Genomic DNA, 12,025 nt, shown 5'->3' on the forward strand with positions numbered 1-12,025 from the left:
ACCTGCAGAAATGCAGGTCTTTTTTTTTGCGCGATCGTGCCTGCCGTCTCTGTAGTACCGTCCTTGGTTCACTGCATGGAGCACTGATGACATGGATGACACCCCTTCCCTGTCCCAACTACGGCAATCGCTGCGTCGCCTGCAATGGCTGGTTGCCGGGCTGTCCGTATTGTTGCTTGGCTTGGCCGCAGTCACGGCCTGGCTGCTTTCGCAGCGCGATGCCCCATTACACGTCGATCATTTGAGCACGCGGCAGCTGCAGGTACTCGACGAGCACGGCGTGGTACGGGTGGAGATTGGCCAGGACAGCGTAGAAGAAGGGCGACGAAGCCGCGCTGCCGGCATCCTGATTTTCGACGCTTCCGGCGCCGAGCGAGGCGGCCTGAGCACGTTCGAGGACAACAGCGTCGCTCTTGCTCTGGACGCCCCGAAGGGACAGGGCGAGGACCGGTGGCGGGACCGGGCCGGACTCCGTGTGGACGCCGACGGCTCCGCGCAACTGCTGCTGACCGACAATCTGACCCGCGGCGCAGTACGCCTGCATTCCAAGGGAACTGGCGGCGGAGGGCTGGACACCTTCAAATGGGATATGGGCAGCGGCACGTTGCATACGCGGACACTTACCTTTGACGGCGACGAGCGCAGTCAACGCCCGTTCGAGCAGTAGCCGCAACTGACGACGGCAATGGTGCCGGCGCATGGAACCTTTACACGCGCCCGTGGCCGCTCGCCTAAGCTCAGGACTCCTGCCTGGAGCCTGCCGATGCCTCTGCGTCCCGCCCTGCTCGCCTGCCTGCTGCTGGCCGCCTCCCCGGTGATCGCCGCCGAACCGGTGCGCGCAGTCGACACGCTGGACATCGACCGCTACGCAGGCCAGTGGCACGAGATCGCGCATCTTCCGGTGTCGTTCCAGAAGCAGTGCGTCGGCGAGATCACCGCCAACTACGGGCTGCGCCGCGATGGCCGCATCAGTGTCACCAATGCCTGCCACAACGGCGACGGAGAACGCGTGGTTGCTGAAGGCGTGGCACGCCCGGTTGCCGGCCATCCCGGCCAGTTGCAGGTGCGCTTCGTGCCGGACTGGCTGAGCTGGGTGCCACTGGTCTGGGCGGACTACTGGGTCCTGGCACTGGACCCGGACTATCAGTGGGCGTTGGTCGGTGAACCGGACCGTAAGTACCTGTGGATCCTCTCGCGCCTGCCGGAAATGGATCGCGCCCGGTTCGAACAGTTGAAAGAGAAAGCCGAGACGATGGGCTACGACCTCGGCCCACTGCGCCTGATGGCTCCGATTCGCGATACGCCCGCCGACTGAACCGCGCCGCATCCGGCGCACCACGCGCGTGCCATCCGGCGCCGCGCACGCCCGGCCGCCATCTTCACGCGCTACCCTCTGCGACGGGTCGCCACAGGCGATCCAAACGACCATACGCCGTAGTATGCTTATCCAACGCACCCCTCCAGAGGACCTGCGCCCATGCTCCACCGCTTCCGTATCGCCTTGATCGTCCTGTGCACCCTCGCCCTTGTTGCCTGCAACAACGGCATCGTCAAGCGTGTTTCGGAACCGGCGGCCAGCCTGCAGCAGCTGACCGTGCGCGCCGACGGCAACTGGACCGTAGCCCTGCGCCTGCAGAACTACAGCTCCATGCCCATGACCTTCGATGACGTCGCGCTGGCGCTGACCGTCGGCGACAGCGACGCCGGCACCCTGCAGGCCAAGCCGGGCATTTCCATCGGCGGCACCTCGGCCGACGTCATCCAGGTCAATCTGGTGCCCAGCTCGGCCGCACGCCTGGTAGTGGCCGATGCGCTGGCCAGCAACCGCACCCTGGCCTATGGCCTGAAGGGAACGGTGGCAGCCACGCCGCAGGAAAAGAAGCAGCGCAGCTTCGACATCAGCAGCCGCAGCACCCTCAACCAGGCCCCGGGCCTGCCGGGCGTGCTGCGCTGACTCCCGCTTTCCGCCGCGGCGCCCGGCGCCGCTCCCCCTGTCCCTGATCAAATCGAGACGTACCGATGAGCAGCTACACCGCCCCGCTTTCCGACCTCCGTTTCGCCCTGCACGATGTGCTCAAGGTCGAACCCCTGTTCGCCCGCCTGGGCTTCACCGACGCCACCGCCGACGTGGTCGATGCCGTGCTGGAAGAAGCCGGCCGCTTCAGCGCCACCGTGCTGGCCCCGCTCAACAGCGTCGGCGACGAGATCGGCTGCGTGCTCGACCAGGCCACCGGTGAAGTGACCACCCCGCCCGGCTTCAAGCAGGCCTACGACCAGTTCGTCGATGGCGGCTGGACCGGCCTGACCGCCTCGCCGGAGCTGGGCGGCCAGGGCCTGCCGCACACCCTGGGCGTGCCGCTCAACGAGATGATCAACGCCGCCAACCTGGCCTGGGGCAACTTCCCGCTGCTCTCGCACGGCGCCATCGAAGCGCTGAAGCAGCACGGCGAGGCCTGGCAGCACGAGGCCTTCCTGAAGCCGCTGATCGAGGGCCGTTGGACCGGCACCATGTGCCTGACCGAGCCGCACTGCGGCACCGACCTGGGCCTGCTCAAGACCAAGGCCGAGCCGAATGCCGATGGCAGCTACTCGATCACCGGCACCAAGATCTTCATCACTGCCGGCGAGCACGACCTGACCGGCAACATCGTGCACCTGGTGCTGGCCAAGCTGCCCGACGCCCCTCCGGGTGCCAAGGGCATCTCGTTGTTCGTCACCCCGAAGTTCAAGGTCGACCGCGAAGGCAACGTCGGCGAGCGCAACGCACTGCGCTGCGGCTCGATCGAGCACAAGATGGGCATCAAGGGGTCGGTCACCTGCGTGATGAACTTCGATGGTGCGCAGGGCTACCTGGTCGGCCAGCCGCACAAGGGCCTGCAGGCCATGTTCACCATGATGAACACCGCGCGCCTGGGCGTCGGCCTGCAGGGCATCGGCCTGTCCGAGCGCGCCTACCAGAACGCACTGAAGTACAGCCGTGAGCGCCTGCAGTCGCGCGCCCTGAGCGGCGCCAAGTTCCCGGACAAGCCGGCCGACCCGATCCTGGTCCATCCGGATGTGCGCCGCATGCTGCTGACGGTGAAGTCACTGGTCGAGGGCAGCCGCCTGCTGGCCCTGCACGCCGCCACCCTGATCGACGTCGCCCACCACGCCGAGGATGCCGCCGAGCGCGAGCGCGCCGACACCCTGGTGAGCTTCCTGACCCCGATCTCCAAGGCCTGCCAGACCGAATGGGGCATCGAGAACACCTACAACGCCCTGCAGTGCTTCGGTGGCCACGGCTACATCCGCGAACACGGCATGGAGCAGCTGGCCCGCGATGCACGCATCACCACGCTGTATGAAGGCACCACCGGCATCCAGGCGCTGGACCTGATCGGCCGCAAGACCGCGTCCAGCCAGGGCGCCGGCCTGAAGCTGATGCTGGCCGAGATCGAAGCCTTCGCCAAGGCCAACGAGGGCAACGAAGCGCTGGCCGAGTTCATCGGCCCGCTGCGCGCCAAGGCCGCCGAATGGGGCAAGCTGACCATGGATGTGCTGCAGCGTTCGGCTTCCAATCCGGACGAACTCGGCGCGGCCAGCTACGACTACCTGTTCTATTCGGGTTACGTGGTGCTGGCTTACTGGTGGGCCCGCAGCGTGGCCGCCGCCGATGCCAGCGCGCACGGCGCCGCTTTCGCTCAGGGCAAGCGCGAGACCGCACGGTTCTACTTCGCCCGCGTACTGCCGCGCACCCTCGCCCACGCCGCCGCGATCCAGGCCGGCGCCGCCCCGCTGATGGCGATGGACGACGAGCGCTTCGGCGCCTGAGCCGGGCTGCGCCCGGCACCCGCGGTAGTGCCGGCCGCTGGCCGGCACCCGCAACAGCAACATCAACGGCAAGAGCTGGCTTCCTGCGGGGTGGCGAGGTGGGTCCAATTGCGGGGGACGCTGCAAGTACGTCCATGTAAGCTCGGTCGCCGCATCCATGCGGCTCACGCCCCCGCAACCGGACCCACCCCGCCCTCGACAGATTTCTGCTGCTGGTAGGTGTCGACCTTGGTCGACACCGTAGATCCACGCCATGCGTGGATGGAAACCACCGAAATCCATCTGGAGAAAAGCCCCCTTTTGTTAAAGGGGGCGCGCCGACAGGCGCGGGGATTAGGAAGAATGCGCGGGCAACCCAGCGCGCCAACGGCGGGCTGGGTTGCTAAAGGGGGCGCACCGACAGGTGCGGGGGATAGGAGGAATGCGTGGACCTGAATCTTGCGATTTGGGCATCGCCCTCGGGGCGATACCCAAATCGCAATGATTCAGGTATAAGCTGTTCTCCCGATGGAGACAGACACTACACGCTTGGGTCTGATCGAAGCCGGAGCCCCGATTTCTGCTCCGGGCGCCGAAGCATCGCCCAACGCCACGACGCTGCATCGCCCCGGTTCGGTCCGGCTGCTCTCGCTCGATGCCCACGGACGCGTACTGGACTGGATCACCTGGCAGGATGCGGCGTGCCTCTACGCCCGCGAAGCCGTCGCCTGGACACTCGGCGATCCCTGCCTGCACATCCACGGCGGCACCAACCGCTTCAGCGGCCTGCAGAGCGGCATGGACCTGCACCCGATCATCGCCGCCCGCGGCCACGCCCGCTCCCGCGCGATCGACCCCACGCCGAACCTGACCAACCCGGCCCTGTTCGCCCGCGACGCGCACCTGTGCATGTACTGCGGCCAGCAGTTCAACCGCCCCACGCTCACCCGCGACCACGTCATGCCGCTGTCCAAGGGTGGCCTGGACTGCTGGGAAAACGTGGTCACCGCCTGCTTCCACTGCAACTCGCGCAAGAGCGACCGCACCCCCCAGCAGGCCGGAATGCCGTTGCTGGCGGTGCCTTACCGGCCCAGCTGGATCGAGCATCTGATCCTGTCCAACCGCAACATCCTGGCCGACCAGATGGCCTTCCTGAAGGCGCAATTGCCCAAGCGGTCAAAACTGAGCACCTGAATCGCTGAAAATGCAACCCTCACCGTCCTGTCACGGGCGGCGGCGTTTGCTTGCCCCACCCCCGTTTGAGGGCGAAAATGGGCGTTCAGAACAAGTGCGAACATGATGATCGACTCTGCCCGCTATCCCCGCCTCGCGCGCATCCAGACACCGGATGACCTGCGCACGTTCGACGAATCCGAATTGAGGGCGGTCGCCGACGAACTGCGCGCCTACCTCATCGAGTCGGTGGGCAAGAGCGGCGGCCACTTCGCCGCCGGCCTGGGCGTGATCGAACTCACCGTGGCCCTGCACTACCTGTACCAGACCCCGCAGGACCAGCTGGTCTGGGACGTCGGTCACCAGACCTACCCGCACAAGATCCTGACCGGTCGCCGCGACGAGATCCACACCGTCAAGCAGAAGGACGGCGTCGCGCCGTTCCCGAAGCGCGAAGAGAGCGAGTACGACACCTTCGGCGTCGGCCACTCCTCGACCTCGATCTCGGCCGCACTCGGCATGGCCATCGCCCGCCAGTCCGAAGGCGACAACCGCCAGGTCGTTGCAGTGATCGGTGATGGCGCAATGACCGCCGGCATGGCGTTCGAAGCGCTGATGCACGCCGGTGGCATGGAGCCCGAGCCGAACCTGCTGGTGATCCTCAACGACAACAACATGTCGATCTCCGAGGCGGTCGGCGGCCTGACCAAGATGCTCGGCCGTGCCACCGGCAGCCGCACGCTCAATGCGCTGCGCGAAGGCGGCAAGAAGATCCTCGGCGACAAGAAGAACAATCCGGCGCGCTTCGTGAAGCGCTGGGAAGAACACTGGAAGGGCATGTTCGTGCCGTCCACGATGTTCGAGGAAATGGGCTTCCACTACACCGGCCCGATCGACGGCCACGACATGCCCGCCCTGCTGTCCACGCTGAAGACGCTGCGCGCCTCCAAGGGCCCGAAGCTGCTGCACGTGATGACCACCAAGGGCAAGGGCTACGAGCCGGCCGAAGGCGACCAGATCGGTTACCACGCCGTCGGCCCGTTCGATCCGGACAAGGGCCTGGTGGCCAAGGCCGGTGCCAAGAAGCCGACCTACACCGATGTGTTCAGCGACTGGCTGTGCGATGCCGCCGCTGCCGAGCCACGCCTGTACGGCATCACCCCGGCGATGCGCGAAGGCTCCGGCCTGGTGCGCTTCAGCAAGGAATACCCGCAGCGCTATTTCGACGTGGCAATTGCCGAACAGCACGCGGTCACTCTCGCCGCCGGCATGGCCACCCAGGGCGGCAAGCCGGTGGTGGCGATCTACTCGACCTTCCTGCAGCGTGCGTACGACCAGCTGGTGCATGACGTGGCCATCCAGGACCTGGACGTGCTGTTCGCGATCGACCGCGCCGGCGTGGTCGGCCCGGACGGCGCCACCCATGCCGGCAACCTCGACCTGAGTTTCCTGCGCTGCGTGCCGAACATGGTGGTGATGGCACCGTCCAACGAAGCCGAGTGCCGGCAGATGCTCAGCACTGGCCTGCAGCATCCGGGCCCGGCTGCCGTGCGCTATCCGCGCGGCACCGGCACCGGCGTCGCCGCCGGCACCGACCTGTCGACCCTGCCGATCGGCAAGGGTGAGCTGCGCCTGCAGGGCAGCCGCGTGGCACTGCTGGCCTTTGGCAGCACCGTGGCGGCCGCCGAACAGGTCGGGCGCGAGCTGGGCCTGAGCGTGGTCAACATGCGCTTCATCAAGCCGCTGGACGGCGAGCTGGTGCTGGCCGTGGCCGCCCAGCACGAGGGCCTGGTGACGATCGAAGACAACGTGGTGGCCGGTGGCGCCGGTTCCGGCGTCGGCGAGCTGCTCAACGCCGAAGGCGTACTGCGCCCGATCCTGCATCTGGGCCTGCCAGACAGTTACCAGCACCACGCAAGCCGTGAGGACCTGCTGGCCGAAGCCGGTATCGATGCGGCGGGCATCCGCGCGGCGGTACTCAAGCGCTGGCCGCAGCTGGCTGCAGGCACCCCGCCGCTCAGCGCGGCGGGCTGAGGCCGGTCACCACCAGTAGATCCACGCATGGCGTGGATCTACTGCGGAACAGGGGTCGATCCACGCCATGCGTGGAGACAGATGCAAAGTAGATCCACGCCGTGCGTGGATGGCGGGCTCCGGAACGATGATCTGGCCGGAAACCCCAACCCTCAGCCGTAGCTGACCGCTTCCACGAACGCACCGCTGGCCTCCACCCGCACCGCAGCGCGCTGCCCGGTGTCGACGAAGTGGAGGCGTGCAAGGGTTTCAGCGAAATCGTAGGCCCGGGCACCATCGCGGAACTCGATCGGTTCCGGCCGGTCCGGGTGCAGCACGCGCCATTGGCGTTGCTCGCATTGCAGGCGGATCAACATGCAGCTCACTCCTTGAGGCAGCGTATCGACGGTGGCGGGACGGGCGTGCCGGTTACGGCAGACTTCATCGCGACGGATCAGGGGCACGCAGGGGTGCCCTAATCACAGAAGATACGACGTTCAAAATGTGAGCTGTATCAGATTATTCTGATTTTCGATGGGCGAGCTCAATTCACCTGGAACTGCGCCCGGCAGCCGTCGCTGACCCAGATGCCACGACGGTTCCAGCCCCAGGTCTGGCCCTCGATGCAGGCGCTGCGTGAATCCTGACGCACCAGGCGCACACCACGACGGATGCGGGCATCACAGTACTCCTGGCGGTGGCCGTTGGAATGGCAGGTGATCACCTCACCCCCGCCCCAGCCATTGCCACCGTTGCCCCAGCCGTTGCCATGGCCACCACCCCAGCCACCGCCACGGCGGTACTCGCCAACGAACTCGGCACGGCAGCCCTGGGTGACCCACACACCGTAGCGCGATTGCCCCCAGGTCTCGCCTTCCACGCACGGCGAACCGGACAACTGGCGGATCATCCGGGCACGGCCTTCCAGGCGGCATTCATTGCTGCGGTTCTTGATCGATTCGCAGCGGACGATGCCGCCGCCATCACGACCGCCATAGCGATCGTCGTCATAACCGTAGCCATAGCTCTGCGCCTGCGCGCCGCCCGCGGCCGCCAGCATCGGCAGCAGCGTGCAGGCCAGGGTTCGCCAGGTGAGTGCCTTGCCCATCGGAATCTCCGGATGAATACGATGGCGCAAGCATCCGGGATTCGTGGCGCGGCGCACAGGGGGCGCCCCACGGCGGTTTTTTCCCCATTCAAACAACTCAACCGTGGCTGACTGCGCCTCGGCCGGTGGCGTCACTCCCGATATGGAGCGCATCCACGGTGCTGCCGAGCGCCTCGACCCGGACCGTGCTGCGCTGGCCGGTGCGACGATGGTGCTCGAGGGCCAGCGCAGCGGCCGCGTCGAAGGCATCGGCACCGCGGGCGTAACGGGTGGCGTCACCCGCCTTCGGATGCAACACGGACCAGTGCCGGGCAGTGCATTGGACAGTAAAGACCATGAGAAGCTCCTGCGGAAGGAAAGAGGCGGTGACAGGCGGCAGGGCCACGTGCCAGTACACCCTCAGGCTATCGATCGCGTCGGAGATGGCCCATCAGATTTGTACGAAAATGCCTCAGGATTCGGTCGGGCGCTTCCCAACCCTCACATCCCTGAGGCTGTTTAGTGAAGGCGTTCCGTGACCCTTGTCACGGAGTTGACGGAGCTTCACACTACCGTCACCAACAGGGGCCCCTTCCACATGCGCACCTTCTTCTCGCAGCAGCGCTGGACGCTGCTGAAGTTCTATTTCGTCGCCAGCTATCTGGTGCTGATTGAAGAGCTGATCCGCGCCGCCATGCACTGAGCGCTTGCTGGAGGGCTATTTGCGACAGACACTGTCGCTTTAGGCACGGAGCCCGCCCGATGAAAGCGCTTCTTCTGATTCCAGCCCTGCTGGTGCTGACCGCGTGCGCCAACCAGCACGACGCCGCCGCACGTGCCGATGCGGCGACCACCTCGTCTGCGATACCGAAGGTGGGCGGCGATCGCGATGCCCACGGATGCATTGGTTCGGCCGGCTACCAGTGGTGCGAGCGCAGCCAGCGTTGCGAACGCCCGTGGGAACTGGCACGGGCACAGGGCCTGGCCAATACCGCCGAGGCCATCGATGCCTACTGCGCGAAGCCGGCCAGCCCGGCACGCAAGTGAGGCGCGCACCCCATGGCTGAGCTGAGCCCGCTACCCACCCTGGCCCCGGGTCGCTACCGCCACTTCAAGGGCGGCGAGTACGACGTGCTCGATATCGTCCGCAGCAGCGAGACGCTGGAGCCACTGGTGCTGTATCGCGCGCTCTATGGCGAAGGCGGCCTGTGGGTGCGCCCGTATGCCATGTTCGTCGAACAGGTACCGGGCGAACACGGACCGCAGCCGCGTTTCGCCCGCATCGACGCATGACGGTTCCGCTGCCGGCCCTGGCCGGCAGCGCGGTGACACCACGGGCCTGCGTTACAATCGTACCGTCCAGTCGGTTTCTTCCCGCCATGTCCGCATCCCCCTCCCGTTCGCGCCGCAAGGCGCCCGACAGCGTGCGCCAGTCACTGCTGCAGGCCACCATTGAAGTGATCGGCCGTAATGGCCTGGCCGCGCTGACCGTGCAGGACGTCGCACAGGCCGCCGGTGTCAGCAAGGGTGCGCTGTTCCATCATTTCAGCAGCAAGCAGGCACTGGTGGATGAAGCCATCGGAGCGCTCATCGGCGAATTCGAAGCGCGGGTGCGTGCCCTGCTGCAGGAAAACCCCGAAGGGCATGGCCGTTTCAGCCGCGCCTATGTGCAGGCCAATTTCGAGCATCTGCTGCAGCAGGAACAGGACAACGACATCGGCCTGACCCTGGGCAACCTGATGGAACCAGCCCTGCTCGCGCATTGGCGCACCTGGAAGCGTGCGATGCTGGCCGAGTTCGCCGGCGAAGCCAACGATCCCCGACTGTATGCGGCGCGCTGCGCTGCCGATGGCTACTGGGCCACGGCCTATGGGCGTCCGCTGGACGAGGAAGAACGCGCCAACGCATTGGCGATGGCCGAACAGGCCCTGAAACTATGCGACCCGCAGTGAGCAGGAGCGCTCAATGAATCCCTATCTCTACCTTGCCGCTGCCATCGTGCTGGAAGTAATTGCCACGTCGCTGCTGAAGGCATCCGACGGCATGAGCCGGCTGGCGCCGACACTGGGCGCGCTGGTCGGCTATGGACTGTGCTTCTACCTGCTGTCGATGACCATGAAGTCGATCCCGACCGGCATCGCCTACGCGATCTGGTCCGGCGTCGGCATCGTGCTGATCTCGCTGATCGGGCTGGTGGTGTTCAAGCAGCGCCTGGATGCACCGGCGTTGATCGGCATCGGCCTGATCTGTGCTGGCGTACTGGTGATCAATCTGTTCTCGCGCAGCAGCGCACACTGAGTACGCTGCTGCGCGATCAACGCTAGCTGACCTTCTTCGCTACGGTCATGCCGAGCAGGAACAGCACCACGGCGATGATGATGCCGGCCCAGAACAGGAACTTGGCGATGCCGACCGCGGCGCCGGCAATGCCGCCGAAGCCGAGCACGCCCGCAATGACGCCGATGATGGCGAAGATGATGGCCCACTTGATCATGTCAAACCTTTCCCCGTGGGGACTGCGTACTGGATGATCAGGCTAGGCCGTAGCCGATGCGGCAGTCGTGAACAGGCCGCGTGCGCGGCGTGAATCAGCGCGGGCGGAAACGCAGCAGGGCCACTGCAAAGGCCAGGAAAACGCTGCCCACCAGCCGCTCGAACCAGCGCCGCGCGAAGGGTTTGGCCAACCATCGGCGCAGGCCATGGCCACCGGCGGCATACATCACGTACCAGAACAGTTCGCAGCCGGCGAAGGTGGCAACCAGCACGCTGTACTGCAGCGCCTGGCCACGCGACGGGTCGACGAACTGCGGCAGGAACGCCGCAGCGAACAGCAGCAGCTTGGGATTGCTCAGGCCCACCAGAAGGCCACCACGGAACACCTTCCACGCGCCCAGCGACGCCGCAACCGGCAGCGCGGCATCGACCGTCACCGGTGGTGCCGGCCGGCAACTGTCACGCCATGCCTTCAGGCCCAGCCAGGCCAGATAGGCCACGCCCAGATAGCGCAGCACCTCAAACAGCATCGGCGAGGAATGCAGCAGCGCACTCAGGCCTGCTGCGGAGGCCGCCAGCACCAGCAGCATCGCCAGCAGGCAGCCAGCCATCGCCGGCACGCTACCGCGAAAGCCGAGCCCGACGCTGCGACCGAGGATATGCAGCATGTTCGGCCCCGGCGTACCACACAGAACGAACACCGTGGCGAGGAACCACCACCAGGTATGCAGCGCCATATCGGACATCCACTTCAGAAGATCCCACCAGCATAGAGTGCGCCGGCCTGGCGCGGCACACACAGCGCAGCATGGATGCGGTGGTTACAGAGGCAGGCTCAGGCCGCGAGCGCGTCGCGCCGTACCAGTACCTGGTCGATCAAGCCCCATTCGCATGCCTGCTCGGCACTCATGAAACGATCGCGGTCCAGGGTCTGCTCGACCTCCTCGACACTGCGTCCGCAATGCTGCGCATACAGCCGGGTGATGCGCTGCTTGGTGCGCTGCATTTCCTCGGCGTGGATGAAGATGTCCGACGCCTGGCCCTGCACCCCGCCCAGCGGCTGATGCACATGCAGGCTGGCATTGGCCAACGCCGCACGGTGACCGGGCTCGCCGGCCATCAGCAGGAACGAACCCATCGACCGCGCGGTGCCCATGCACAGCGTATGCACCGGGGCCGAGATGTATTGCATGGTGTCGTACATCGCCAGGCCGCTGGAGATCACCCCACCCGGCGAGTTGATGTACAGATGGATCGGCTTCTCCGGGTTTTCCGATTCCAGGAACAGCAGCTGCGCGCAGACCAGCGCCGACACAGTGTCATCGACTTCGCCGTTGAGAAAGATGATGCGCTCGCGCAGGAGCCGCGAGTAGATGTCATGGGAGCGCTCACCGCGCTCGCTGCGTTCCACCACCATCGGTATCAGCTGCATTCTGTCCCGCATGTGCCTGCTCCCTGTAGCGTTTGATC

16 protein-coding genes are annotated in these 12,025 nt (G+C 66.0%); 10 read left to right on the forward strand and 6 right to left on the reverse strand.

What is annotated here, in order from left to right:
• Positions 1-91: 91 nt before the first annotated feature.
• The 6 genes from ACZK4Z_RS15540 (at position 92) to dxs (ending at position 6,996) form a co-directional block, all read left to right on the forward strand.
• A complete protein-coding gene (locus ACZK4Z_RS15540) occupies positions 92-667 on the forward strand; it encodes a hypothetical protein (RefSeq protein WP_107432594.1) in 576 nt (191 codons plus the stop codon).
• Positions 668-763: 96 nt separating this feature from the next.
• A complete protein-coding gene (locus tag ACZK4Z_RS15545; protein ID WP_478450901.1) occupies positions 764-1,315 on the forward strand; it encodes a lipocalin family protein in 552 nt (183 codons plus the stop codon).
• 162 nt (positions 1,316-1,477) lie between these two features.
• Entirely contained in the window at positions 1,478-1,954 is a 477-nt protein-coding gene (locus ACZK4Z_RS15550) for an LEA/WHy family protein (protein ID WP_032130304.1), read from the forward strand.
• Positions 1,955-2,019: 65 nt separating this feature from the next.
• Positions 2,020-3,810: an acyl-CoA dehydrogenase C-terminal domain-containing protein gene (locus ACZK4Z_RS15555; protein ID WP_049401710.1), complete on the forward strand. Its 1,791-nt coding sequence runs from the start codon at positions 2,020-2,022 to the stop codon at positions 3,808-3,810.
• Between the two features lie 507 nt (positions 3,811-4,317).
• Positions 4,318-4,983, forward strand: a complete 666-nt coding sequence (locus tag ACZK4Z_RS15560; RefSeq protein ID WP_125894316.1) for an HNH endonuclease — start codon at positions 4,318-4,320, stop codon at positions 4,981-4,983.
• A gap of 105 nt (positions 4,984-5,088) precedes the next feature.
• Positions 5,089-6,996 (forward strand): 1-deoxy-D-xylulose-5-phosphate synthase, encoded by a 1,908-nt coding sequence (gene dxs, locus ACZK4Z_RS15565; RefSeq protein WP_197615947.1) that lies wholly within the window; start codon positions 5,089-5,091, stop codon positions 6,994-6,996.
• 152 nt (positions 6,997-7,148) lie between these two features.
• Here dxs and ACZK4Z_RS15570 read toward each other — a convergent pair whose 3' ends face one another.
• From ACZK4Z_RS15570 to ACZK4Z_RS15580, 3 genes are all read right to left on the reverse strand, one after another.
• Positions 7,149-7,352, reverse strand: a complete 204-nt coding sequence (locus tag ACZK4Z_RS15570; protein WP_005417823.1) for a hypothetical protein — start codon at positions 7,350-7,352, stop codon at positions 7,149-7,151.
• Between the two features lie 167 nt (positions 7,353-7,519).
• Positions 7,520-8,083, reverse strand: a complete 564-nt coding sequence (locus ACZK4Z_RS15575) for a DUF3011 domain-containing protein (RefSeq protein ID WP_049401711.1) — start codon at positions 8,081-8,083, stop codon at positions 7,520-7,522.
• A 97-nt stretch (positions 8,084-8,180) separates the two neighbouring features.
• Positions 8,181-8,381: a hypothetical protein gene (locus ACZK4Z_RS15580; protein WP_478450902.1), complete on the reverse strand. Its 201-nt coding sequence runs from the start codon at positions 8,379-8,381 to the stop codon at positions 8,181-8,183.
• Between the two features lie 443 nt (positions 8,382-8,824).
• Here ACZK4Z_RS15580 and ACZK4Z_RS15585 point away from each other — a divergent pair, with 443 nt between their 5' ends.
• From ACZK4Z_RS15585 to ACZK4Z_RS15600, 4 genes are all read left to right on the forward strand, one after another.
• Positions 8,825-9,109 carry a hypothetical protein gene (locus ACZK4Z_RS15585; protein WP_197615936.1) on the forward strand — a complete coding sequence of 95 codons (285 nt, stop codon included), beginning with the start codon at positions 8,825-8,827 and terminating at the stop codon, positions 9,107-9,109.
• Positions 9,110-9,121: 12 nt separating this feature from the next.
• Positions 9,122-9,355 (forward strand): DUF1653 domain-containing protein, encoded by a 234-nt coding sequence (locus tag ACZK4Z_RS15590; protein ID WP_032128669.1) that lies wholly within the window; start codon positions 9,122-9,124, stop codon positions 9,353-9,355.
• An 86-nt stretch (positions 9,356-9,441) separates the two neighbouring features.
• Complete coding sequence (locus ACZK4Z_RS15595; RefSeq protein ID WP_049401207.1) at positions 9,442-10,014, forward strand: TetR/AcrR family transcriptional regulator; 573 nt, start codon at positions 9,442-9,444, stop codon at positions 10,012-10,014.
• A gap of 13 nt (positions 10,015-10,027) precedes the next feature.
• Positions 10,028-10,360, forward strand: a complete 333-nt coding sequence (locus ACZK4Z_RS15600) for an SMR family transporter (protein ID WP_005410423.1) — start codon at positions 10,028-10,030, stop codon at positions 10,358-10,360.
• 22 nt (positions 10,361-10,382) lie between these two features.
• Here ACZK4Z_RS15600 and ACZK4Z_RS15605 read toward each other — a convergent pair whose 3' ends face one another.
• From ACZK4Z_RS15605 to ACZK4Z_RS15615, 3 genes are all read right to left on the reverse strand, one after another.
• Positions 10,383-10,556 carry a DUF1328 domain-containing protein gene (locus ACZK4Z_RS15605; RefSeq protein WP_006380555.1) on the reverse strand — a complete coding sequence of 58 codons (174 nt, stop codon included), beginning with the start codon at positions 10,554-10,556 and terminating at the stop codon, positions 10,383-10,385.
• A gap of 94 nt (positions 10,557-10,650) precedes the next feature.
• Complete coding sequence (locus ACZK4Z_RS15610; protein WP_032128667.1) at positions 10,651-11,292, reverse strand: LysE family translocator; 642 nt, start codon at positions 11,290-11,292, stop codon at positions 10,651-10,653.
• A gap of 98 nt (positions 11,293-11,390) precedes the next feature.
• A complete protein-coding gene (locus ACZK4Z_RS15615) occupies positions 11,391-11,999 on the reverse strand; it encodes an ATP-dependent Clp protease proteolytic subunit (protein WP_032128666.1) in 609 nt (202 codons plus the stop codon).
• Positions 12,000-12,025 lie beyond the last annotated feature (26 nt).

This window comes from Stenotrophomonas sp. 71799_Sma (assembly GCF_056482505.1).